Origin of the sequence: Paenibacillus sp. 2TAB19, from assembly GCF_052115185.1 — a bacterium.
Lineage (GTDB): Bacteria > Bacillota > Bacilli > Paenibacillales > Paenibacillaceae > Pristimantibacillus.
The window spans coordinates 31,320-54,705 of sequence record NZ_JBFRGE010000040.1; the positions used below are offsets into that span (position 1 = coordinate 31,320).

General features: G+C 49.4%; 25 protein-coding genes and 5 tRNA genes. 23 read left to right on the forward strand and 7 right to left on the reverse strand.

All coding sequences use genetic code 11. The features are described 5' to 3' along the window. The first annotated feature begins 473 nt into the window (after positions 1 to 473). Both gltB and AB4Z33_RS18270 read left to right on the forward strand, forming a co-directional pair. Positions 474 to 5,084 (forward strand): glutamate synthase large subunit, encoded by a 4,611-nt coding sequence (gene gltB, locus AB4Z33_RS18265; protein ID WP_442051283.1) that lies wholly within the window; start codon positions 474 to 476, stop codon positions 5,082 to 5,084. A gap of 228 nt (positions 5,085 to 5,312) precedes the next feature. Further along, positions 5,313 to 5,435, forward strand: coding sequence for a hypothetical protein (locus AB4Z33_RS18270; protein WP_442051284.1), 123 nt, complete (start codon positions 5,313 to 5,315; stop codon positions 5,433 to 5,435). On the opposite strand, the gene AB4Z33_RS18275 is transcribed toward AB4Z33_RS18270, so the two are convergent. Beyond that, positions 5,424 to 5,792: a helix-turn-helix domain-containing protein gene (locus AB4Z33_RS18275; protein WP_442051285.1), complete on the reverse strand. Its 369-nt coding sequence runs from the start codon at positions 5,790 to 5,792 to the stop codon at positions 5,424 to 5,426. The two genes, AB4Z33_RS18270 and AB4Z33_RS18275, sit on opposite strands and share 12 nt — an antisense overlap. A 132-nt stretch (positions 5,793 to 5,924) precedes the next feature. Between AB4Z33_RS18275 and AB4Z33_RS18280 the strand changes: the two genes are divergently transcribed. From AB4Z33_RS18280 to AB4Z33_RS18305, 6 genes are all read left to right on the forward strand, one after another. Further along, complete coding sequence (locus AB4Z33_RS18280) at positions 5,925 to 6,413, forward strand: PilZ domain-containing protein (RefSeq protein ID WP_442051286.1); 489 nt, start codon at positions 5,925 to 5,927, stop codon at positions 6,411 to 6,413. Beyond that, entirely contained in the window at positions 6,410 to 7,672 is a 1,263-nt protein-coding gene (locus tag AB4Z33_RS18285; RefSeq protein ID WP_442051287.1) for a sugar phosphate nucleotidyltransferase, read from the forward strand. Before AB4Z33_RS18280 ends, AB4Z33_RS18285 begins: the two co-directional genes overlap by 4 nt. 10 nt (positions 7,673 to 7,682) lie before the next feature. Continuing rightward, on the forward strand, positions 7,683 to 8,153 hold the full coding sequence (locus tag AB4Z33_RS18290) for a hypothetical protein (RefSeq protein ID WP_442051288.1): 471 nt from the start codon (positions 7,683 to 7,685) through the stop codon (positions 8,151 to 8,153). A 91-nt stretch (positions 8,154 to 8,244) separates the two neighbouring features. Continuing rightward, entirely contained in the window at positions 8,245 to 8,490 is a 246-nt protein-coding gene (locus tag AB4Z33_RS18295) for a hypothetical protein (protein WP_337098211.1), read from the forward strand. Between the two features lie 144 nt (positions 8,491 to 8,634). Next, positions 8,635 to 9,555 (forward strand): ABC transporter ATP-binding protein, encoded by a 921-nt coding sequence (locus AB4Z33_RS18300; RefSeq protein WP_442051289.1) that lies wholly within the window; start codon positions 8,635 to 8,637, stop codon positions 9,553 to 9,555. Continuing rightward, positions 9,548 to 10,348: an ABC transporter permease gene (locus tag AB4Z33_RS18305; RefSeq protein ID WP_442051290.1), complete on the forward strand. Its 801-nt coding sequence runs from the start codon at positions 9,548 to 9,550 to the stop codon at positions 10,346 to 10,348. Before AB4Z33_RS18300 ends, AB4Z33_RS18305 begins: the two co-directional genes overlap by 8 nt. Before the next feature lie 101 nt (positions 10,349 to 10,449). Here the strand turns inward: AB4Z33_RS18305 and AB4Z33_RS18310 are convergent, their stop codons facing one another. Continuing rightward, positions 10,450 to 10,899 carry a bactofilin family protein gene (locus AB4Z33_RS18310; RefSeq protein ID WP_442051291.1) on the reverse strand — a complete coding sequence of 150 codons (450 nt, stop codon included), beginning with the start codon at positions 10,897 to 10,899 and terminating at the stop codon, positions 10,450 to 10,452. A gap of 5 nt (positions 10,900 to 10,904) precedes the next feature. Continuing rightward, positions 10,905 to 11,939 carry a peptidoglycan DD-metalloendopeptidase family protein gene (locus tag AB4Z33_RS18315; RefSeq protein ID WP_442051292.1) on the reverse strand — a complete coding sequence of 345 codons (1,035 nt, stop codon included), beginning with the start codon at positions 11,937 to 11,939 and terminating at the stop codon, positions 10,905 to 10,907. Positions 11,940 to 12,367: 428 nt separating this feature from the next. Between AB4Z33_RS18315 and cls the strand changes: the two genes are divergently transcribed. From cls to AB4Z33_RS18330, 3 genes are all read left to right on the forward strand, one after another. Continuing rightward, positions 12,368 to 13,816, forward strand: coding sequence for a cardiolipin synthase (gene cls / locus AB4Z33_RS18320; protein WP_442051293.1), 1,449 nt, complete (start codon positions 12,368 to 12,370; stop codon positions 13,814 to 13,816). Between the two features lie 75 nt (positions 13,817 to 13,891). After that, positions 13,892 to 14,080: a hypothetical protein gene (locus AB4Z33_RS18325; RefSeq protein WP_442051294.1), complete on the forward strand. Its 189-nt coding sequence runs from the start codon at positions 13,892 to 13,894 to the stop codon at positions 14,078 to 14,080. 2 nt (positions 14,081 to 14,082) lie between these two features. Beyond that, the gene (locus AB4Z33_RS18330; protein WP_442051295.1) at positions 14,083 to 14,268 is read left to right on the forward strand and encodes an H-type small acid-soluble spore protein; all 186 of its coding nucleotides are present in this window, start codon (positions 14,083 to 14,085) and stop codon (positions 14,266 to 14,268) included. 99 nt (positions 14,269 to 14,367) lie between these two features. On the opposite strand, the gene AB4Z33_RS18335 is transcribed toward AB4Z33_RS18330, so the two are convergent. Beyond that, complete coding sequence (locus tag AB4Z33_RS18335; RefSeq protein WP_442051296.1) at positions 14,368 to 14,679, reverse strand: dehydrogenase; 312 nt, start codon at positions 14,677 to 14,679, stop codon at positions 14,368 to 14,370. 74 nt (positions 14,680 to 14,753) lie between these two features. Continuing rightward, complete coding sequence (locus AB4Z33_RS18340) at positions 14,754 to 15,200, reverse strand: cupredoxin domain-containing protein (protein ID WP_442051297.1); 447 nt, start codon at positions 15,198 to 15,200, stop codon at positions 14,754 to 14,756. Between the two features lie 167 nt (positions 15,201 to 15,367). Here AB4Z33_RS18340 and AB4Z33_RS18345 point away from each other — a divergent pair, with 167 nt between their 5' ends. The 6 genes from AB4Z33_RS18345 (at position 15,368) to AB4Z33_RS18370 (ending at position 21,015) form a co-directional block, all read left to right on the forward strand. Further along, positions 15,368 to 15,976, forward strand: coding sequence for a DedA family protein (locus tag AB4Z33_RS18345; RefSeq protein ID WP_442051307.1), 609 nt, complete (start codon positions 15,368 to 15,370; stop codon positions 15,974 to 15,976). 61 nt (positions 15,977 to 16,037) lie between these two features. After that, positions 16,038 to 16,604 carry a thioredoxin family protein gene (locus AB4Z33_RS18350; protein WP_442051298.1) on the forward strand — a complete coding sequence of 189 codons (567 nt, stop codon included), beginning with the start codon at positions 16,038 to 16,040 and terminating at the stop codon, positions 16,602 to 16,604. Between the two features lie 24 nt (positions 16,605 to 16,628). Beyond that, positions 16,629 to 17,261, forward strand: coding sequence for an MBL fold metallo-hydrolase (locus AB4Z33_RS18355; RefSeq protein WP_337098179.1), 633 nt, complete (start codon positions 16,629 to 16,631; stop codon positions 17,259 to 17,261). A gap of 63 nt (positions 17,262 to 17,324) precedes the next feature. Then, complete coding sequence (locus AB4Z33_RS18360; protein WP_442051299.1) at positions 17,325 to 19,580, forward strand: Tex family protein; 2,256 nt, start codon at positions 17,325 to 17,327, stop codon at positions 19,578 to 19,580. A 94-nt stretch (positions 19,581 to 19,674) separates the two neighbouring features. After that, entirely contained in the window at positions 19,675 to 20,145 is a 471-nt protein-coding gene (locus AB4Z33_RS18365) for an Rrf2 family transcriptional regulator (protein WP_442051300.1), read from the forward strand. A 195-nt stretch (positions 20,146 to 20,340) separates the two neighbouring features. Continuing rightward, complete coding sequence (locus AB4Z33_RS18370) at positions 20,341 to 21,015, forward strand: nitroreductase family protein (protein ID WP_442051301.1); 675 nt, start codon at positions 20,341 to 20,343, stop codon at positions 21,013 to 21,015. A 95-nt stretch (positions 21,016 to 21,110) separates the two neighbouring features. Here the strand turns inward: AB4Z33_RS18370 and cmpA are convergent, their stop codons facing one another. Then, on the reverse strand, positions 21,111 to 21,254 hold the full coding sequence (gene cmpA, locus AB4Z33_RS18375) for a cortex morphogenetic protein CmpA (RefSeq protein ID WP_442051302.1): 144 nt from the start codon (positions 21,252 to 21,254) through the stop codon (positions 21,111 to 21,113). A gap of 78 nt (positions 21,255 to 21,332) precedes the next feature. Next, a complete protein-coding gene (locus tag AB4Z33_RS18380; protein ID WP_442051303.1) occupies positions 21,333 to 21,695 on the reverse strand; it encodes a hydrolase/acyltransferase in 363 nt (120 codons plus the stop codon). 93 nt (positions 21,696 to 21,788) lie between these two features. On the opposite strand from AB4Z33_RS18380, the gene AB4Z33_RS18385 reads away from it, so the two are divergent. From AB4Z33_RS18385 to AB4Z33_RS18410, 6 genes are all read left to right on the forward strand, one after another. After that, on the forward strand, positions 21,789 to 22,268 hold the full coding sequence (locus AB4Z33_RS18385) for a SprT family protein (protein ID WP_442051304.1): 480 nt from the start codon (positions 21,789 to 21,791) through the stop codon (positions 22,266 to 22,268). 27 nt (positions 22,269 to 22,295) lie between these two features. Further along, positions 22,296 to 22,371, forward strand: a tRNA-Asn gene (locus tag AB4Z33_RS18390). Between the two features lie 5 nt (positions 22,372 to 22,376). Further along, positions 22,377 to 22,467: transfer RNA gene (locus AB4Z33_RS18395), tRNA-Ser, on the forward strand. Positions 22,468 to 22,666: 199 nt separating this feature from the next. Beyond that, positions 22,667 to 22,741, forward strand: a tRNA-Glu gene (locus tag AB4Z33_RS18400). Between the two features lie 53 nt (positions 22,742 to 22,794). Then, positions 22,795 to 22,870, forward strand: a tRNA-Lys gene (locus AB4Z33_RS18405). 62 nt (positions 22,871 to 22,932) lie between these two features. Next, positions 22,933 to 23,017: transfer RNA gene (locus tag AB4Z33_RS18410), tRNA-Leu, on the forward strand. The last annotated feature ends 369 nt before the right edge of the window (positions 23,018 to 23,386 follow it).

Genomic DNA, 23,386 nt, shown 5'->3' on the forward strand with positions numbered 1-23,386 from the left:
TGCTAATATGATATGGAGAAGCTTGTCCGCGAAAGCAGGCAACTCCCCCTGGTGGTAAACAACTCTTATCACAATCATAAAAATATTAAATTGATTCCGTTTTGGCCTGATGTTAAAATAATATAATAATCGCGTAATGGCGGTATACGGCCCGGGATATGGTCAACATTAAACGGAGGCGCCAGGATAAGAGTCGCAAAGCCGTTTAACAAGGATGGCAAGGAGCAAGCCGATGCGCTTCGCTGACTACCATTCTATGATAAAACAAGCCAAAAATGAAGCCAACCGCGTCTTCATTCGAGCTTTTTTTTCAAAATATAAGAAAGTATAAATGATTTTATACTTTGCTTATATTTCATCCGCGAAACGTTTGCTTGCGCCGCCAAAGGACAGTGAAGCCGTTTACGCTTGTCTTCCTAAGTGAAAAACGAACATGCTTACCCAAAAATCTTCTGATAGAGAGGTTGCGCACAATGAAAGAACGTATTTTGGGATTGCCGCCTAAGCAGGGTCTTTATGATCCGCAATTTGAGAAAGACGCCTGCGGCATGGGCTTTGTGGCCAACATCAAGGGGAAAAAATCGCATAAAATCATTCGCCAGGCGCTGACGCTGCTCGAGAACATGGAGCATCGCGGCGGACAAGGCAGCGAGCCTAACACAGGTGACGGAGCAGGTATTCTGCTTCAAATCCCGCATGCTTTCTTCTCGAACGAGATGAAGAAGCAAGAGATTGAACTGCCTGAAGAGGGACAATACGCGGTAGGCATGATCTTCATGCCTCAGAACGAGGCTGCGCGCAATGCGATTGAGCGCGAGCTGGAATCGATCGTAGCGGAGGAAGGCCAACCGCTTATCGGATGGCGTACCGTTCCTACGAACGACTCGAAGCTTGGCGTATCGGCGCTGGCTGTTAAGCCTTACGTTCGCCAAATCTTCATCGGCAAGAGCGAGGAGCTTCAAGGTAAGGAAGTTCTTGCATTCGAACGCAAGCTGTATGTAATCCGCAAACGCGCGGAGCTTGCTATTCGTTTTGCCGGCAAAGAAGGCGGGAATATGTTCTACTTCTCCAGCCTTTCCTCCAGAAAAATCGTCTACAAAGGAATGCTTACGACGGAGCAGGTTCGTTCGTTCTATACGGAGCTGGGCGATGAGTCGGTTGTTACGGCAATGGCGCTTGTTCACTCCCGTTTCAGCACGAACACGTTCCCAAGCTGGGAGCGCGCGCATCCATTCCATTATTTAATTCATAACGGCGAGATCAATACGCTGCGCGGCAACGTCAACTGGATGCATGCGCGTCAGACGCTGTTCGCTACCGAATTGTTCGGCGACGATCTCGAGAAGATCAAACCGATCATTAACCCGGACGGCTCCGATACGGCGATGTTCGATAACACGCTTGAATTCCTGCATCTGTCGGGCCGCTCGCTTCCGCACGTTGCGATGATGATGGTACCAGAACCTTGGTCCAACCATGAAGGCATGAGCGATGATCGCAAAGCGTTCTACGAATACCACAGCACCCTTATGGAGCCGTGGGACGGACCAGCAGCTATGGGCTTCACGGACGGCGTCCAAATCGGCGCTGTGCTAGACCGTAACGGTCTTCGTCCAGCTCGTTACTATGTAACGAAAGATGATCATATTATTCTAGGTTCCGAGGCGGGAACGGTTGAAATTCCGGCTGAGGATATTTTATACAAAGACCGTCTGCGTCCAGGACGCATGCTGCTTGTCGACACGAAGGAAGGCCGCATCATTTCCGACGAGGAAGTGAAGGCTCAGATCGCTGCCGAGCATCCGTACCGCGACTGGCTCGACGAGCATCTCGTTGATTTGGAAGATCTGCCAGAGGCGCCGGAATTGCCGGAGCCGGATCACGCAACGGTGCAAACGCGCCAGCAAGCGTTCGGTTACACATTCGAGGACGTGCGCAAAGTGCTTGAGCCGATGGCTGGAAGCGGCATGGAGCCAATCGCCTCGATGGGCTACGACGCTCCGCTAGCGGTGTTGTCGGAACGTCCGCAGCGTCTGTACAACTACTTCAAGCAATTGTTCGCGCAAGTAACGAACCCGCCGATCGACGCGATTCGCGAGGAGATCATTACGGCAACAGGTACGACAATCGGACCTGAGCGCAACTTGCTTAACCCAGAGCCTGAGAGCTGCCGTCACATTAAGCTGGATACGCCGATTCTGTCCAATGAACAGTTCGCGAAGCTCCGCCATGTGCGCCGTCCTGGCTTCAAGTCGATCACGCTTCCGATCTTCTTCCCTGCAAGCGAAGGCGAAGCTGGTCTGCGCGCAGCGCTCAAACAAATGTGCGAAGCGGCTGACCGCGTTATCGACAAAGGTCATAATATGCTTATTCTATCCGACCGCGGCGTAGATAAAGAAAATGCAGCTATTCCGGCATTGCTTGCCGTATCGGCGCTGCATCACCACTTGATCCGCCAAGGCACACGTACGAAGGTTGCTCTATTGCTTGAATCCGGCGAGCCGCGTGAAGTTCATCACTTCGCCTTGCTGCTTGGCTACGGCGTAAGCGCAGTTAACCCGTACCTGGCATTCGAAACGCTTGACGATATGATCCGCCAAGGCATGCTGCGCGGCGTATCGCATGAGAAAGCCGTTAAGAACTTCATTAAAGCAGCGACTAAGGGCGTTGTAAAAATATTGTCCAAAATGGGTATTTCGACGATTCAATCGTACCGCGGCGCTCAAATCTTCGAAGCGCTCGGCTTGAAGGAAGAAGTCATCAACGAATACTTCACGACGACTCCGTCCCGTATCGGCGGCATCGGTCTCGATGTCATTGCCGAAGAGACGCTGAAGCATCACAACCGTGCTTACGCCGAACAAGAAGGCGCTGAGAGAGAGCTAGATTCCGGCGGCGACTATCAATGGCGCAAGGATGGAGAAGACCACTTGTTCAGCCCGCAGACGATCCACACGCTGCAGATGGCATCGCGTGCGAACGACTACAAGCTGTACAAGAAGTTCTCCGCGCTTATTCAAGGCGAAGACAAGAAACATCTGACGCTTCGTTCGCTGCTTCAATTCAAGGGCGGCCGCCAAGCGGTTGCGCTGGATGAGGTTGAATCGGTTGAATCGATCGTGAAACGTTTCAAGACGGGCGCGATGTCGTTCGGCTCGATCAGCAAGGAAGCGCATGAAAGCCTCGCAATCGCGATGAACCGTCTCGGCGGCAAGTCGAATACGGGCGAGGGCGGCGAAGATCCGGCGCGCTTCATTCCGGACGCGAACGGCGATTCCCGCCGCAGCGCGATCAAGCAAGTCGCATCGGGACGTTTCGGCGTAACGAGCAACTACTTGGTCAATGCCGATGAGATTCAAATCAAGATGGCCCAAGGCGCTAAGCCGGGTGAAGGCGGACAATTGCCAGGCCTTAAAGTATATCCATGGGTTGCCGAGGTTCGCGGCTCTACGCCGGGCGTAGGTCTAATCTCGCCTCCTCCGCATCACGATATTTATTCGATCGAGGATTTGGCTGAGCTGATCCACGATCTGAAGAACGCTAACCCGCGCGCTCGCATTAACGTGAAGCTCGTATCCGAGGTTGGCGTAGGCACAATCGCAGCAGGCGTTGCCAAAGGCCGCGCAGACGTAATTATGGTCAGCGGCTATGACGGCGGTACAGGCGCATCGCCAATGGGTTCGATCCGCCACGCGGGTCTGCCTTGGGAGCTTGGTCTTGCGGAGACGCATCAGACGCTCATGCTCAACAACTTGCGCGACCGCGTAACCGTTGAGACAGACGGCAAAATGATGACGGGCCGCGACGTAGCAATCGCCGTATTGCTCGGCGCTGAAGAGTACGGCTTCTCGACGGCTCCGCTTATCGTTCTCGGATGCGTCATGATGCGCGTATGTCAGCTTGATACTTGCCCAGTCGGCGTAGCGACGCAAAATCCTGAGCTTCGCAAGAAGTTCATGGGCGATCCTAGCCATGTGGTTAACTACTTGCGCTTCATCGCGGAAGAGCTTCGCGAGATTATGGCTGAGCTTGGCTTCCGCACCATCCAAGAGATGGTTGGACGCGTTGAGATATTGGAAACCAAACAATTGCTTGAGCACTACAAAGCGAAAGGCATCGATCTCTCCGGCTTGTTGTATCAGTCCGAAGTTTCGAAAGATGCTGCTCGCCACTGTGTACAAGAGCAGAACCATGGCCTTGAGCTGTCGCTTGATATGCAGAAGCTGGTGCCTGGCGCACAAGCGGCTCTGGAGAGCGGCGAGCGCGTAAGCGGAACGTTCCCGATTCTGAACACGAATCGCGTAGTCGGAACGATTCTGGGCAGCGAGGTTACTCGCCGCTACGGCGCGAAAGGCTTGCCTGAGGATACGATCTCGTATCACTTCGTAGGAACAGCCGGCCAAAGCTTCGGCGCATTCTTGCCGAAGGGCATTACGCTCTCGATCGAAGGCGACTCCAATGACTACGTCGGCAAAGGTCTTTCCGGCGGTAAGGTCATCGTCGCTCCATCGCCGAAGGCGTCCTTCGTTGCCGAAGAGAACGTTATTATCGGCAACACGGCATTGTACGGCGGTACGGACGGTCAGGCGTATATCCGCGGTATCGCGGGCGAACGCTTCGCGGTTCGTAACTCCGGTGTCAGCGTCGTCGTTGAAGGCGTTGGAGACCACGGCTGTGAGTATATGACAGGCGGACGTGTTGTCATTCTAGGCGCAACGGGCCGTAACTTCGCGGCAGGCATGTCGGGAGGCGTCGCTTATGTATATGATGCAACCGGCGACTTCTACAAGCACTGCAACATCGAGATGGTGCTGCTCGAGCGCGTAGAAGAGGAAGCTGACATTGCTGAGCTTCGCGGCATGATCGAGAAGCATGTCCAGTATACGGATAGTGCTATCGGTGCACGCGTTCTAGGCGACTGGGACGGATCGCTTGCTAAGTTCGTGAAGGTCATTCCGAAGGACTACAAACGTATGCTCGAACAGATCCGCAAAGCCGAAGATACGGGCTTGCAGGGTGAAGCGGCATTGCTTGCTGCATTCGAAGCGAATAAGAAAGAGCTCGCTCGTTCAGGCGGCAAATAAATCGCATAGACAAAGGGACTGCGCCAAAGAAGCTGATGAAGCTTTTTTGGAGGCAGTCCCTTTTTTAATGTTTATCCTTTTATTTTTCGACAAAATGCCCCCAAAATAGAAAAAAGCCGCAACCATTATCCGACAGTCTCCATTTATGGACTGGTTTATAATGGATATATTGCAGCATTAAAGGTCTATTAATAGATGTGGGAGACGATTGTGGCAGTGAGTGACCTAATGAATCAATCCGATGAAGAAATGAACGCAGCATCTACTAAAGTGCTGCTAGAGGTTTCAGTGATACTAGCGGAAATGGGCATTCAAGACGAGATCTGGGCTGAGAAGCATCTAGAAGGCTGAACGTCTCTCTCTGAGGTAGGCAATGAAATGTTTCGTCTCATCTAGCGTAAGCATTCTGCCATCTAAAGTGAGACTGTACTTGCTTAACAACTGCTCGTCCGTCAGTTCAAGTCGATCGACAAAGCTGCGAATCTCTTCTGTTAGAACTTGCTTAGGAATTAACGTCCGCCCAACCAGATAATCGATTGTGACCTCATATAAGTCCGCGAATTTGGCCAACAATTCGTTGCTGACTTCCCTCCGATTTTTCTCATAATGTGATAATGAGGCGCGAGAGATACCGAGCTTAGCTGCGGTCAATTCCTGTGTCCAGTCCCGTACAATTCTCAATTGAGCTATTCGGTCGCCGATATTCATTTCTCTTCCCCCCGAAATCTCTGAATGATCCGCTGTCTGCTACTTATAATACTAATACGTAATCGCACGATTTGYATGCTTTTCTATTGAAAATGACGAAAAAAACATTTCATAGAATAGGAGGAATGCTTTATGTCGCTGCATGACAAAGACAATTCCAGGGCACATATCCGTTTGCGTTTTCAAGAAGGTGTAGAAGCGGAGCTTCGTCTGATGGACAAGCGCGGACAGTTGCTGTCGCGCGGAGTAAGCACGGTTGTTCTAATGAACTTAAGTCATGAAGGATTGTGTTTCTCAAGCAAGGTTCAGCTTCCGGTTCAAAAGAATTACATGGTTGATATCCGCATGACGATTAATCAAATTCCGATTGTGCTACGAGGGACGATTCAGTGGAACAAGAAGGTCTTGGATACATATCTTCACGGCATGTCCTTCCAGTCTTCTGGTCTGTTGCGCTCTCTGCTTGTCAGAGTCATGAATCAAGAGCTGCTTGCCCAGCAGCCGCAGCAGTTCAAGATTCATCAATCCTATCAACGGCTCGTTCATCAGAATCATTGGAGACGGGTTCTCGGTCAACCCATACTTGGACAACCTGCGCAGGCAGGGGGACGAGGCTATTGAAAATTATATTGTTGTCAGGAGGCTCGGGCAAGCGTCTGTGGCCCTTGTCCAGCAACACGAGGGCGAAGCAATATTTATCCGTATTGGAGGCGCCTAATGGCGAACTCGAGTCTATGGTGCAACGGTTATGGCGTCAGCTTGGCGACGCCGGACTTCAGGAGCATACGAGATTTGCAACAAGCATAGAGCAGATGGAACTTCTGAAGCGGCAGACAGGCGAGAGGACGCCGCTTATTATAGAGCCGGAGCAACGCGGGACTTTTCCCGCCATTGCGCTGGCTGCTTCGTATCTTTACTCAATCGCAGGTGTCTCGCTCGCCGAGACCGTCATAATTATGCCGGTTGATGCATATGTTGAAAGTGATTTTTTCGAATGGGTCCAGGAGCTWCCGGATCGGCTTCGCGAAAGCGGCTCGCAGCTACTGTTGATAGGGATGGCGCCGAAGTCTGGAGATGAGCAACAGCCGCCACTTGGCAGCGGAATATACGCTTTCTCTCTCGATTATATGATCTCGAAGCTAATCGCGCTGAGTCTTCCTATTCACTACGACGAGCTGTATAAGCAATATTCGAAGCTGCCTAAATCTAGCATCGAGTCAGCGTTATTGGAATGCGAGACATCCCGTTCGGTCGTCTACTACAACGGCGTATGGAAAAATCTTCGCTCATGGCGGACGATATCGGAGGAAATCGCGTTTCCTCTGAAGGAGCAGGAGAAGATCGAGCGTTCTCATGACCAGTCACAGCTTATTAATCATCTCGATATACCCATTCAAATTATCGGTCTCAGCAACCTGCTCGTAGCGGCGAGTCCCGATGGCATTTTAATTGCCGATCGATTGCATAGCAATCAGATCAGTGAGATGCTGCAGGCGATGAATGCAAAACCCAACTATGAGGAAAAGCATTGGGGGCATACGATCATTGTCGATAAGGCGCGTCTAGCGTCAGGAGGGCAGGTCGTCTCCAAGCGAGTTTTCATCGCGGCAGGAGAGAATATGAGCTATCATCTTCATTTTAATAGAAGCGAAACGTGGACGATTTTGTCAGGCGAAGGAGTAGCTATCATTGATGAGGAGCTGAGACCGGTCTCAGCGGGCAACGCCGTAACGATACCCGGACGTACCCGTCATAGCCTGCGAGCTATTACCGACCTGGAACTGCTTGAGGTGCAGAGCGGAGCTGAACTGGCCGAAGATGATGTCATTAACTTAGGCATCAAATGGGATGAGATCATAAGTCAATCGAACTTGGTGTAGGAGCAGATTTATGAAAGCTGTAGAGAAGCGTATGGGGCTGCCTGCAATAATAGCGGCTATCGTTGAACGTCAAGGTGAGATCGATGTTACTTGTTATGGGGATGCCATGTTTCCACTGCTGCGCGAGGGCAATATATCAACGTTCTCAAGAGTAAATGAGAAAGAGCTTCGACCTGGCGATGTATGCTTATACGCAAGCGTGGATGGGGAGCTTCTCATCGAACGAATCGTTAATGTGGAGAAAGCGGTGAATGCAACACGGTATACTTTTCGAGGTGATGCCAGCAAGCTGAGGAGAGCTCCGATCGACTTTACGAGTATTATTGGCCGGTTAAAAGCTATACATCGTGATGGCAGAATAGTCTACGTTTATGGATGGCAAGCGAGATTGCTGGAAGCGGCGGCACTGCAGCTGCCCTTATGGCCGAATCTGGCGAGATTTGCTGCAAAAAGACGATATCGAAGAAGAGAGGTAATCTGATCGTAAATTTTACGCTAAAAAGATACATATTGTAGCATGAGGTGGAGGATTGACCCATTATACATATAGACGAGAGGGAGCGATCTAGCCAATGAACCGAATTGATCAGCGTTATTATTGCGTAACATGCGGAGAACTGGTCCCAAGTCCGAAGACTAATGTACAATTCCGAACAGGGTTTTACAGAGTCGTGCATCCGATGTGCTTCTGCACAGCATGCAGTCTGAAAGAAGAGAAGACGGCCAATACGATAAACGCGAAATTCGATCATTATGACTACAAAGTGTTCCTTCGAGCAGATGCCAAGGTTGCCGAGCATTCCGAGCATATCTACTAAGGCGGACGACATTGAAGGCCTTCATTCTACGGAAAGTTGTAGATGAAGGCTTTTTTCATTGTACCAATCATTAACTTCCATTTGTTTCCTATATCATTTATAATGGTAAAATTGATTAATTGCAGTACAAAGGAGTGTAATAGAGTGGAGCAGCCAGTAGTCCGATTGCAAAATGTAACGAAACGAATTGGCGGCCGTACGATCATCGACCGCTTAACCTTGGAATTGCCGCTTGGAGAAGTATTTGGTTTTCTCGGTCCTAACGGCGCGGGCAAGACGACAACCATCCGTATGATGGTTGGATTGATTTCCATAACCGAAGGTGAGATATGGATTGAAGGCCATAGCATCACGAAGGAATACGAGAAAGCGATTAAGCATGTAGGCGCAATCGTAGAAAACCCGGAAATGTACAAATATTTGTCCGGTTATCAGAATCTGATGCACTTTGCTCGTATGTTCCCTGGGGTCACGGAAGCAAGAGTGAAGGAAGTCGTTCGGCTCGTCGGGCTGGAGGGGCGGATTCATGATAAGGTGAAGACGTACTCGCTTGGCATGAGGCAACGACTTGGCGTCGCGCAGGCCATTCTACATAAACCGAGGCTGCTAATTCTCGATGAGCCTACGAACGGTCTTGATCCGGCCGGTATCCGAGAGCTGCGCGATTATTTGCGCGAGCTGTCCAAGGTGGAAGGAATTGCGGTGTTCGTATCGAGCCACTTGCTTGCAGAGATGGAGTTGATGTGCGACCGTGTAGCTATTATCCAGAACGGTAAGTTAATCGACGTCCGAGTGCTGCAGGGCAGCAAGCCGTCATCAGAGAGCGTGCGTACGCTTATTGAGGTGGATCAAGTAGACGCGGCGATTGAAGCCCTTGCGGCTGCTGAGTTCGTTGCTCAAGCTGAGGGCATCGGTGCGATCGCAGTAGAAGTTGATCGCGAGCAGACGGCTGCTATTAATGCGCTATTAGTCTCGGCAGGCATTAAAGTATTCGGTATCCGCACACAGATCAAATCGCTGGAAGATCAGTTCTTGGAAGTGACAGGAGGCGAGCGAATTGGGTGATTTTATGCAGCTTGTACGAAACGAAAATATTAAAATCTATTTCCGACCGCGGACCTATATCATGGCGGGCTTACTGATTGGCGCAGTTATACTGATCTCGGTCATGTGGCTCATTCTAGATGGTCGGGAAACTACGATGTGGACGGTTGCTTACTGGGAGTCATTTATTTTATTTCTGCTAGTGACTATTTTTTCTGTGGTAATTGCGGCAGTAAGCGTAGCGGAGGAGTTTACTTCAGGAACGATTAAGCTGCTCCTCATTCGACCTTGGTCGAGATCAAAAATATTGCTGTCCAAATATATTTCAGTTGTATTGTTTGCTGCTCTGTTGACCGTAGTGCTGTTCGGCAGCGTTTGGCTTGTGAACTGGTTATGCTTCGGCTTATTCCCATCGGATACCGCTAACGCGATACAGGAGCAATTGCCGGGACAAAATGATATGTCATCATTGCAGTTCCTGTTCCAGTTCTATGTGATGAAATTTATCGCGCTGGTCGTTATGATTACACTGGCATTCATGCTGTCAACGATATTCCGCAGCAGCGCGCTCGCCATTGGTCTTGCCCTGTTCCTATTGCTGGCCATGGATATCATTAATTCCCTGTTCTCCCTGCTGAATTACACATGGATCGACTATTTGCTGTTTACTCATCTGGATCTTACGAGATACATCGGGCACACGACGGATGGCGACATGACACTTGGATTCTCGCTGGGAATACTCGGTATCTATTACGCGCTGTTTATCGCACTCACCTGGTACATATTCAACAAGCGGGATGTAGCCGGTTAATTCAACAAGCCGTTTCAACAACTCAGTCTCTTCGGAGAGGAGAGTGTGCGGAAACGGCTTGTTTTTATTTTTGGAAAAAGTAAGTATAAGACTTCGCCCTATTAACCGGCTTGCCTCGATTTCTCCTTGCCTTCTCTGCCGCCTTGTTCCTTGCTATTAGCGGCATGATGGCTGTCTGAGTCGGAAGCGCCTTTGCCCTTAGCCTCTTTAGGCACTTCCATCTGGCAGCTGCCGTTAATGATGCCGCCGTCTTGGACAATGAGTATGTTCGCGTACAGATTGCCGTTCACTTGGCCGGATGCCGTAATAATAAGCCGACCTTTCGTCGTAATATCGCCAATGACTTTCCCGGCAACAGTCACGTCCTGAGCTATGATGTTCGAACGCGCTACGCCGCATTCGCCAATGATGACATTGCCTTTGCATTCAATGTCGCCACGATATTCCCCTTCGATGCGGAGGCTTGCCTCGCATACCATTTTACCTTCGGTCAGGGTGCCCTGACCGATTAGCGTGTCGGTTGCGATGACCCGTTTGTTCTCCTTGAACATAAGCTTCAATTCTCCTTTACGAGAGCGAGATATTTCAGTGGGTTCACCGGTTCGCTCTGCTGTAAGATTTGAAAATGCAAATGCGGGCCCGTGCTTCTGCCGCTGGAGCCGAGCAGGCCGATTTTCTCGCCGCGTACGACGAGATCGCCTTCCTTTGCTTCAATCTGTTTCAAGTGCATATAAGTAGTTTTTAAGCCGCCCAAATGCTCGATGACAATATATTTGCCAAATACGCCGTCGATGCCCGTCTCCGTCACGGTCCCTTCGGCCGCGCTGAACACAGGGTCTCCGAGTTTCCCTGTTATATCGATGCCGGCATGGAAGGCGGTCTTTCCGCTGAAAGGGTCTTTGCGATAGCCAAAGCCTGATGTTAATTGCCGGGAACGCGTCGGCCAGCCGGAGGGATAGCCGTCGACCGTCTCTCTTCTCGCTTGCGCATGCCGCAGCGTCTGCTCCATCGATATTTCCATGGCATCGACCATACCGCTAAGCGCCTGAAGATCAAGGCCTGTATACTGAGCAAGCGAAGCAAGCTGCCGGGCATTGCCTCCCATGAGAGCGGAAGAATAAGAGGTCCGGGAAAGATTCGTTGAGCTTGGGCTGCTAGTTGTTCCGGACAGCGTGCTTACTTCCTTCTCAACTCCATTTACCTCGCCGCTCGATGGAGCGATTCCGCTGCCGTATTTCTCGATGAACTGCTTAAGCTTATTTTCCAGCTCTTGAAGCTCAATCAGCTTTTGTTTTATTTCTTGCGCTTGGCGCGACAGTTGGAGCAATTCCTGCTGCAATGAGACGATCGCCTCGTCCTTTCCGGAGACGGTTTGTGTGAACTGTGCAGTCTGATTAGACAATTGCTCCTCCAGACCGTCAATTTCATCGGTCGCTTGCATCTGGAGACTTGCAATCCAGCCTGAAACCGCGAGTACGGCGACAGTCGGTATAACGACGACCGACCGCTTCGATACGTGAAACTGTTTAACGGTTTTGTCAGCGCCGCGCATCACCACAAAAGACCATTTGGGATTCCGCGCTCGTTTCAATTGGCTTCTCCTTCCTGCCAGAATAGATTTGGGCGTACTATTGCTATTTATTCTTGGAAGCCTCAAAACATACCATTAAAATTATAAACATAGGAGAAAGAAAGACCGGAGAGACGTATCTCAGACAAGCTGAAGGAGCATCCTTGCTCCTTTGTCTTTTGTAATTGGGTAATGGAAAGATTGCTGGCAACCGGCACCATACGGCCTAAAGTAGGAAGACAATACTGCTAATAAATATCAAACTCATGTCAAAGTTGAGAGCACTAGCATTGCATCATCGGCGTTGCTGTCCATCATGTGAAGAAAGCAAAGCATGCATTTAAGAATTTTTGAATCGCAAAGCTCTTTTTTTTCGAACAAGTCGTATACTGCCAATAGCTCACGTCCAAACTACATATACAGAAATAATATGTTAATGGAGGGTTAAGATGGCCGCTTGGCTCGGTTGGCTAGTTGCGGCACTGTTGCTGTATATTTTGTTTTTGGCCGTAATTATGCTAATGGAGCATAGGAGGCCCGCGCAGATGACGGCTTGGCTGCTTATTGCTTTAGTATTCCCTTATGTTGGTTTTCTAGCTTACATTATGGTTGGTCGTGACTTTAGAAATCGTAAGATGGGGAGGAAATTCAAGAGTTATCACAGTTATCCTTCACCTATACCTGAGCCGCAATCCTCATCGCATAATCAAGTGCATCGCATCGAGGAAGTGGACAACGCAGAACTGGTCAACCAAAGGAACCTGTTCGAATTATTGTCGACGATGACACCTTTTGCAATAAAAGYAGGTAATCACTCGGAAATATTAACGAATGGGGAAGCAACGTTTGAAGCAATATTGAAGGCATTGAGCGAGGCTAGGCATCATATTCATATGGATTATTATACGATCCGCGATGACGGCATTGGAAGGCGATTTCTTAACATGCTCATTCGCAAAGCACGGGAAGGTGTAGAGGTAAGAATCGTGTATGACGGGATCGGGAGTCTGCATATAAGCGAGAATTTTTTGAAAGACCTGCACAATGCGGGCGTTCAGACGAGCTGTTTTTTGCCGCCGCGGTTTGCATTCTATGAACGTCGTCTTAATTATCGGAATCATCGCAAAATCGTAGTCGTAGACGGTCTTGTTGGTTTCCTGGGCGGTATTAATATCGGTGATGAGTACTTAGGCAAAGATAAGCGTCTTGGCTTTTGGCGCGATACGCATATTAAGCTGCAGGGCAACGTCGTACATGATTTGCAGCAGTTGTTTCTTAATGATTGGGCCTTTGCCTCCAAGGAGCAGCTGGACGTGCAGCGCTATATGCCAGTGGATTCGTACTCGGGCAAGGAGAATGTGCTTATCGTTCCAAGCGAGCCGGGCCGCAACGATCAGAAAATATTAGACGTAACCTTTGCGGCCATTAATGCGGCGAGGTCGCGTATTTGCATATCTACACCCTATTTCATCCCCGATCCAAGTCTTGTGATGGCATTACGAACAGCAGCGCAAAGCGGAGTAAATGTCTCACTCATCATTCCGGGAATCGCCGATACGAAGATTGTGCTGTTGACGACGTTATCGTATGTCCAAGATATGCTGGACGCAGGCGTGAAGGTTTATCGGTATCAGAAAGGCTTCATTCATGCCAAGGTGATKATCATCGATCAAATGCTCGCTTCAGTAGGTACGGCGAATATGGATATGCGAAGTTTTTACAGTAACTTCGAGCTTAATGCACTGCTGTTCGATCCGGATGCGATAGAAAGGTTATCAATCGATTTCAACGAGGATCTAAAGCAGAGCCGTCAGGTGCTTGCCCAGCAATTCACTAAAAGACCTTGGAAGCAAAAGGCGGCTGAATCGCTTCTCCATATGCTGTCGCCGCTCCTGTAACAGATGAATGGAATGCGGACTAAACGGGCATATTTTGCGAGTAACACTTTATAACCTTCTTAGGAGGCGAGCCGAATGGGCGATACGAACAATGAGGCGCAGCAAGCGGCAGCCGAGCCGCAAAACGAGGGCAGGGACGATTATTTTATGGACATTGACCGTATGGTAAATGAGGGCCTGGGCGGCGGCAACGTAACGATTCAAGGCGGTCTTATCGATGAGACGACAATTGATACGATGGAACCGGAGCAGAGAGGGGATTAAGCTTGGATACGACACGCGCGAAGCAAATTTATGATTCCGATCAGACTTTCTCCGTCATGCTGGACGGCGATTCCGTCTGGATTGAGAATGTCGACGAGGCTAACGGTATGGCTACCGTTCAGGTTGGCGGAAACCCTGTCAATACAAAGACGGTGTCTTGTGACCGTCTAGAGGAACAGCAACACTAAGACGAAACGAGAAGTGTGGCATATTATTAAAAAGCCGAACCAGTCATGCGCCGTGCATGCTTGGTTCGGCTATTTTGTTTTGCATAATAGAACACTGCCTCAGCCCCCATATGACTCCCGAAAAGCTGCACACAGTACGTCGCGATCTACTTCCCATAGGGCGGCAATGTCCGCGCTCACGTTCTCGTCCCACCAATCGGACTGAAGCTTGCGATTGCTCTGATGCTCGACAATCCAGATCAGATTCAGCAACACTTTTTTGGTATAAAGACGTTCGGCTTCCTCCATCTTTTCCTTGGAGACCCACAGCTTCATTCGTTTCACGGTGCGGTAGAGCTCGTTGCTGCAGGCTCTGCGGATTTTTCGTGCTGTCGGCAAGCCGTTTGTATGCTTCTGGGCGTTAGGCTTCATATAAAAGAACCGACTCCTCTCTATATCCCATACATATGCGGACGAAGAAGAGAAGGTCACTGCCTATAGAGTACCTATTGCACTGTTATGTAGCCTACCATAGGCCCGTCATGACGCATGTCACTATGGGTCAAGCATACAATAGGGTATGTCCCAGGTTTGTCGGCCGTGAACGATACGACCGTCGTTTTGCCTTGTGTTACGGTCCCTCGGACTCCCAGACCTTCTATTACGAAGGGATGGCTTTTGCCGCTGACGCCGGTAATATGCAGTTCAATGGGCTCGCCTTTATTTACGATAATGGACCCGGGATCCCAACGGTACACTTCAATTTCTTGACCGTCTTGCGTTGTCGACTTAATCTCGGTCGTTACGAGCTGGAATACTCTTGCTTGCGTAGGCTGCCCGCTAACGGTACGGGACCCATTCCAGTTCAAGAAAACGGCGACTACGACAACGAGAGCTGTAAAAGCGATTAACAGTTGAATCTGCTTTTTCCGTACGATAAAAACTTTGGACATGAAACGATCACCTCATCTATTCGTATCATTATAGGCTAGTCTATGCGAAGGCTTGTCAGACCATGACAAAAGTGGATGCTGCCATTGCCTTGTGTTAGAATAACCTCAGTGCTAGTGAAAGCGGACAAAGGTAGATTATTAAGATGGAAGGCGGATTGAGAACAGGAATGGAATGGATTAAGGATATTTTGCATGAGGTGCTGTTGTGGGTTGAAAGCTTAGGGTATTTCGGTATTTTAATCGGACTGCTAATTGAAGTTATTCCAAGCGAAATTGTTCTAGGCTTCGGAGGTTACTTAGTATGGAAGGGCGATATCTCTTTCTGGGGTGCCGTTATTTTCGGAACGATAGGTGCTGTCGGTCAGAACTGGATTTTGTACGCAATCGGTAGGTACGGCGGTCGCCCTATCGTCGAGAAATACGGCAAGTACATTAAGATCAAGCCCAAGCATGTCGATACAGCGGAAAGCTGGTTCAAAAAATACGGAGCGGGCATCGTGTTCACCGCTCGTTTCGTGCCTGTTATGCGTCAAGTGATCTCGATCCCGGCGGGCATGGCAAGAATGAATTTTTGGCTGTTTACGTTGCTTACGGCGCTCGCTTCGCTGCCATGGTCGATTCTTTTCGTATATCTGGGCAAAACGCTCGGCGACCAATGGGAAAATGTCGGTGAAGAGGCAGCTCCTTATGTACAGCCAGCGATCCTGATCGCCCTCGCGTTGCTGATCGTTTATGTGCTTATTAAGTTTGTACGTTCCCGTGGCAAATCGGTATAATAGATACGTATAACACTTTAGACGGAAGTCATTCAATAATGACAACGAAAGAGGGATTCAGATGAGCAAAAGCGTAGCAGACAAGCTGGGTAAAGGTATTACTCCACAGCAATTTATTGATGGCATGACCAAAAATAAAGAAGCGTTCATCGGTTGGTATGACAAGTTTGAGTGGACGGACGAATCGGATCGGGAATTGTTCGAGTCGATGAACAATCGTGACGATCTGCGAGTGCTTATCTTGATGGCAGATTGGTGCGGCGACGTTGTGCGCAACATTCCGGTTGTGTTCCAGGCGTTGTCGATTAGCGGTATTCCAACAGAAGTTCTTATTATGGAAGAACATTTAGACACGATGGATCAGTTCATGACGATGGGCGGACGCTCCGTACCGGTCGTTATTATCGCTGATACAGGTGGAGCGGTGCTTGGCACATGGGGGCCAAGGCCAAAATATATTCAAGAACCGATGGTTGCGTTCAAGCAAGAGAATTCTGACCGCGAGGCAGCGGATTATCAAGAGAAGCTGGCGGCAACAAGACAAGAAATCGGACGTCGCTACGGAGAAGGTACGGAATATCAGTCCCTTATTATTAAAGAGCTACGCGCGTTGCTGGAATCGTTCTAAGGCTTAAGAGTTAGGGGAGCAATTATGAAGATTGAGATGTTTACGTTAGGACCATTGCAGACGAACTGTTATTTGCTCACGACTGAGGAGCAAGAGACGGGCGAACGCGGCATCATTATTGACCCTGGAATGAATCCGAAGAAGCTGCTGGATCGGATTCAAGGTGTACATATTGAAGCAATTCTACTGACACATGCCCATTTCGACCATATGGGCGGGGTAGATGAAGTTCGGAAAGCGGCGAATTGTCCCGTCTATATTCATGATCTAGAAGCGGACTGGCTGACCGATCCGCGCAAGAACGGTTCGATGCGCTGGCAGGATGTTACGCCGCCGTTGTCGACCGATCCCGCCGAATACGCGCTGGCCGAAGGGCAGACGCTGAATCTGATCGGACAGACATTCAAGGTTATGCATACGCCGGGACATTCGCCGGGCAGCGTTAGCTTCCTGAACGGTGAGCACTTATTCTCCGGCGATGTGCTGTTCAAGTTGAGTGTCGGTCGTACGGATCTCCCAGGAGGCCGTGAACGGGATTTGTACGACACCATTAAGAACAAGTTGTATAAGCTAAGCTCGGATACTATAGTTTATCCGGGGCATGGCGGTCGTACGAAAATCGGCTTCGAAATGGCAAACAACCCGCATACGAGTTAAATTTCAGCTGCGCAGTCCACGGACGGCGCAGCATTTTAAGCTTGCAGAGGATGGTGTAGAGGATTGGCGGATACAAGTGTACGTAGTATAGAGGATAGCTCGGAAGAAACAACTGGAAAGTCTAAATTAACAGCAGAGCAGAAGGCGGCTGAGAGCGATCGCATTATCAAAGGCATTGCTGCCCAGCTTACGATACCTTTATCGAAGGTAAAGTCGGCTGTCAGCCTGCTTGATGAAGGCAATACGATTCCGTTCATTTCCAGGTATCGGAAGGAAATGACCGGCGAGCTTGACGAAAACGATTTGCGTGCTATTGAAGAGAAGCTGCAATATATGCGTAATCTTGAAGAGCGCAAGCGTGAAGTCATCCGTTTAATTGATGAACAAGGTAAGCTGACGGATGTGCTCCGTGCGGACATCGAGAAATCGGTCAAGCTGCAGGAAGTAGAGGATCTGTACCGGCCTTATCGGCAGAAGCGCAAGACGCGCGCGAGCGTGGCGAAGGAACGGGGGCTTGAACCTCTTGCCTTGTGGATATGGTCGCAGCCTCGTCAAGGCGATCCGGCGGCTGAAGCAGTTAAGTACATTAACGTAGATAAAGGCGTAGCGACCGCACAGGACGCGTTGCAAGGCGCAATGGACATATTAGCCGAAAATATCGCTGATGACGCTGCAGTACGTGCCTGGGTCCGCAAATACACCTTCGATCAGGCAATTATCCGGACGGAAGCGAAGGATGCGTCCGCCGAAACCGTTTACGAGATGTATTACAGCTACCAAGAGCCGATTCGCAAGCTGCCGCCTCATCGCGTGTTAGCTATCAACCGGGGCGAACGCGAAGAGGTGCTTCGTGTCAACTTCGATCTTGCCGCTGACCGCATTCACGATTATATTCAGCGCAGGCTGCTTCGGGGCGGAACGGCGGCAGCTGTACGGGACGTATTTATTTCCATTATAGAGGATACGTACAAACGGCTGCTTGCGCCATCCATTGAACGCGAGGTGCGCGGCGAGCTGACAGAGAAGGCGGAAGAGCATGCGATATCCATCTTCAGCGAAAATCTCCGCAACCTGCTGCTGCAGCCTCCCGTTCGCGGCAACGTCGTATTAGGCGTCGATCCTGCCTTCCGCACAGGCTGTAAGCTTGCAGTTATCGACGATACGGGCAAGCTGCTAGAAGTGGCGGTTTCTTATCCGACGCCTCCGAACAACAAGGTTGCCGAAGCTGAGCGATTAATAAACGGTCTGATCGACCAATACAAAGTCGAGCTGATCGTTATCGGCAATGGCACGGCTTCTCGGGAGACAGAGCAGTTCATTGCCAATCTCATTAGCAAGCGTAAAGCAACAGGTTCTGCCGGCGCTGAGCTGAAATATATTATCGTTAATGAAGCTGGCGCAAGCGTATATTCCGCATCGAAGCTTGCAGCCGAAGAGTTTCCGAAGCTAGACGTAGCGGAGCGCAGCGCCGTATCGATCGCGAGACGGCTGCAGGACCCGTTAGCCGAGCTTGTAAAGATTGAGCCCAAAGCGATCGGTGTTGGCCAGTACCAGCATGATGTAAGCCAGAAGCGGCTCGATGAGAGCTTGGGCGGCGTCGTGGAATCGGCCGTTAACCATGTCGGTGTCGACGTTAACACCGCTTCTGCGTCATTACTGTCTTATGTAGCCGGAATTAACGCAACGATTGCCCGCAATATAGTCAAATACCGCGAAGACAATGGCCGATTCGCCAAACGTACGCAGCTCCAGAAGGTGCCTAGGCTTGGCGCGAAGTCATACGAGCAATGTATCGGCTTCCTCCGTATTCCGGAAGCGGGCAATCCGCTTGACCGGACGGCGATTCATCCTGAATCGTATGATGTCGTGGACAAGCTATTCCGGGCAATAGGGCTGGAACTGAAACAGATTGGCACTGAAGCGCTTCAATCGAAGCTGGAAGCCATCGACCTGCCAAGCTTAGCGATCACGTTAGACGTGGGCGTCCCGACGCTCAGAGACATCGTGGACAGCCTGCTTCGTCCTGGTCGCGATCCGCGCGAGGAGCTGCCGCCTCCGATCTTCCATACCGATGTGCTTAATCTGGAGGATCTTACTGCCGGCATGGAGCTTCAAGGTACTGTGCGCAATGTGATCGACTTCGGCGCTTTTATCGATATTGGCATTAAAAACGACGGTCTTGTCCACATTTCCCAAATGAGCGATAAGTTTGTGAAGCATCCGATGGATGTCGTATCGGTTGGCGATAATGTGACGGTGTGGGTGCTGGGYGTCGACATTAAGAAGGGCCGTGTCAGCTTAACGATGCGCAAGCCATAAGACGATAATCGAATTCAGCCATAAAGTGGGCTTGCCTGTTCATCGGCAAGCCCACTATAATTTATATATAGCGAATAAGCAGGGGGACGAGAAAATGAAGGAGAGCAACATGGATAAAGAACGGTGTGCGAACGTAGCACCTCATAGATGGTTCGGCTTATCTTTGCAGGCGCTCGTCATTTTGGCTCAGAAGCCGAATATTTGTCCAAGTGCAGAGATTGCAAGCCGTCTAGATGCAGATGCAACACTGCTGCGCCGTGTGCTTGTTAAGCTGGCGCGAGAGAACCTTATCGAGACAAGAGAAGGACGTGACGGCGGTTATCGTCTCAAGCGATCGCYTGAATCGATTACGCTTGCCGACGTATATACGGCGCTTAAGGTGGGAGAGCCGCTATGCAGCAATATGCTGGATACGGCAAGCTCGCAAGAATTCGGATTGGAGATGAAGGCAGCCTTCACTGAAATTGCAAGCGAAGTAGAACGAAAAACTCTCGAGGCGCTTCAGCCCTATACGATTGCGGATTTAGCCCTACGTGCTTTTACACTTCCAACTAATGCAAGCTGATTTCCTAAAGTAAGTTAATTGACAAATAAATTCGGCCAGCATATACTGTTCTTATAAAAGTTACAGTTCATGTGCATTTAACTATGCGAAGTACAGCACAGTTATTGCTGATACTGACTATGCGCAATTCTGCGCAGTTAATGCTGCTGATAACTGTGCATCCTAAAACACAGATACAAAATGGAGGAGACCATTATGACAACAACACAAATTGATTCCCAAGTTCAAGTATCAACGAAAGATGCAACAGAGCCATCCTTCGCTAACGTTTTGCACAGCCGCCGTTCCGTACGCAAATATGACAGCAGCCACGTTGTTTCCGAGCAAGAAATTCGCGAACTGCTGGAAACGGCAACGAAAGCACCATCTTCATCCAACATGCAGCCTTGGCGATTCTTAGTCGTTACAGACCCGGAATTGAAGCAAAAGCTAGTGCCGATTGCCTTCAATCAACAACAGGTTGCTGAAGCATCAGCTATCGTTATTGTGCTCGGCGATTTGGAGATGTATAAGCTTTCTGAACAAATTTACGGAGCTGCAGTTGAGGCAGGCTATATGACTAAGGAAGTAGCTGACAATTTCGTTTCCAACTCGACCAAAATGTACCCTTCATTGCCTGCTGACCGTTTGCAATCGCTCGTTGCATTCGATACGGGACTTGTATCGATGCAGCTTATGCTCGCAGCTCGCGCGAAAGGTCTAGATACCGTACCAATGGGCGGCTTCAACCGCGATCAACTAAAAGAATTTTTCGGCATCTCTGAACGTTATATTCCTACTTTGATGCTTCCAATTGGCAAAGCATCGGCTGAAGGCCATCCTTCTACTCGTCTTCCTATTGACGAAATTACTTTCTTCAACAAAATGTAATTCGACTCATTGCATTATCCCCATACAAACAAACCGGCTTTCTCTTATCGTAGAGAAAGCCGGTTTTTATGTCCGAACAAGCTGGAAGCCCAAGTCTATATGCTTGTGCTGCTGTCTTCTTGTTCCTTCGGACTTTGTTTGCTGCGATAGAAGTACCAGCAGTCGTTAAGCAGCTTGATCTGCCTGCGATCCTTCTTCTGAAATGCGCGCATTAATTGATTGCAAAGCCATTGAGGCATATGCGTTCGTCCCCTCCCGAGCCCAACATGTTGTAATACTACAATATGGGGCAGGGCGGACGTCCGTGCAGGTCCACACTAATTGCCTTGCTCTTCCTCATACTCCTCATACCATTGCTCAAGCTGAGCTTGAAGCGCGCGAATCTCGGTTAATAGCGAAATAAGCGGGTACGACTTTTCTTGCACTTCAGAGAAATCAGCCTCAAGCTCGTTAATGTAGGCTAGTCCGCTTACGATCGAGATTGAGTTGTCATGGAGCTCAACCGCGTCGCATTCCGCGACTGCGTAAGGCAGACTAGGTACGCGATCAGCCGTTAGCTTGTCGATTTCTTTATGAAGGCGCAGGTTAAGCGCGCTGAGCTGATAAGCATGGGATTCGGGCATTTCAACGAAGAGTATTGTTTCATTTTGCTTCATAAGGACGTAACGCATTGTTGCCATAAAATGTTCTGGACTCCCCTCGATTATAACATTCCTACTTGACAGTGTAGCGTATCGTACCTTTAAAATTCAAGTAGTAGGGGGAGAATAACGATGAATGATGAGACGCTGCAGCAATGGGTCGAGCAAATATCGATGGCATCCTTTGGACGAGCCTTTACACATCGCGCGACGTTCAACAGCCGATTAAAGGCGACGGGCGGTCGTTACTTTACGCGTACGCATAACATTGAGATAAGCCCGCATCAATTGTCTGCTTACGGACGAGAAGAAACAGAGAAGATCATTAAGCATGAGCTATGCCATTATCATTTGCATATTCTGAGGCGCGGCTATAAGCATCGGGATGCAGACTTTAAGCAATTGCTTGCCCATGTGGGAGGGTCACGTTATTGTCAGTCGCTGCCGGAGCGCTCCGAACGTCAAGTTAGGCCGTATCGCTATAAGCTTGTTTGCTCCAAATGCGGGTTTGAATATATGCGCAAGAAGAAGCTTGATCCGGCCAAATACGCATGCGGCAAATGCCGTGGAAAATTAATCTTGATAACGCTTGACAATAAAATTGAACCGTGATAAATTATTACTTGTCACTTTTACTTTTCCCTGATAGCTCAGTTGGTAGAGCACTCGACTGTTAATCGAGTTGTCACAGGTTCGAGTCCTGTTCGGGGAGCCAGATTTGGAGAGATACCCAAGTGGCTCAAGGGGACCCTCTGCTAAGGGGTTAGACTGCGTAAGTGGTGCGAGGGTTCGAATCCCTCTCTCTCCGCCACGATTTTTTCAAGTGATGCAACGGGAAGACCGTTCAGCCGGTCTTTTTTACCACGTCAGAATGTTTAAGTACTTTACAGCGATAAAGCGTAAAGTAAATCATTCAGATTGGCGATAAAAACTTCCGCTTAGACGCGGTCGCTCATCTATGAGTTACTTCGATAGAAGTTTTTCTCATTTGCCACATTCATGCTTAACAAGGCCCGTTGGTCAAGGGGTTAAGACACCTCCCTTTCACGGAGGTAACAGGGGTTCGAATCCCCTACGGGTCACCACTTCAGATTTATCGCTTATGAAGCAGCTCTCTAGAGTTGATCAACATTCATGAGAGCCATTAGCTCAGTTGGTAGAGCACCTGACTTTTAATCAGRGTGTCGAAGGTTCGAGTCCTTCATGGCTCACCATTTGCTTCAACCCTCGAAGTGAATGGAAATGAAGGAAGCGAAGAAGCAACAATTTCATATGTGCGGTAGTGGTGGAACGGCAGACACGCTATCTTGAGGGGGTAGTGTCCCATGGACGTGCAGGTTCAAATCCTGTCTACCGCACCATAACTTATCCAATCCGATCCTTGCTCAAGCAGCAAGGATTTTTTAATTCCAATTGATGAACTCGCATGATTGTCCACGCAATATTTAAGTTGTTTTAAGACCGCAAATCTACAAGACTTAGACCGCAAACGCGCAAGCCCATGAAGGGAAAACCGCAAGGACGTTGTAAAAAGTCCGCAATGGGTTGATGGAAGAATATAGCTGAAGAGTTTTTTGAAAAAAAGGCTTGTATGTTGATAGTTTGTTTGCTATAATCATTTTTGTTGTCTCAAGGGAATGTGAATTCCTAATGCAATTTAAGGCCCGTTGGTCAAGGGGTTAAGACACCTCCCTTTCACGGAGGTAACAGGGGTTCGAATCCCCTACGGG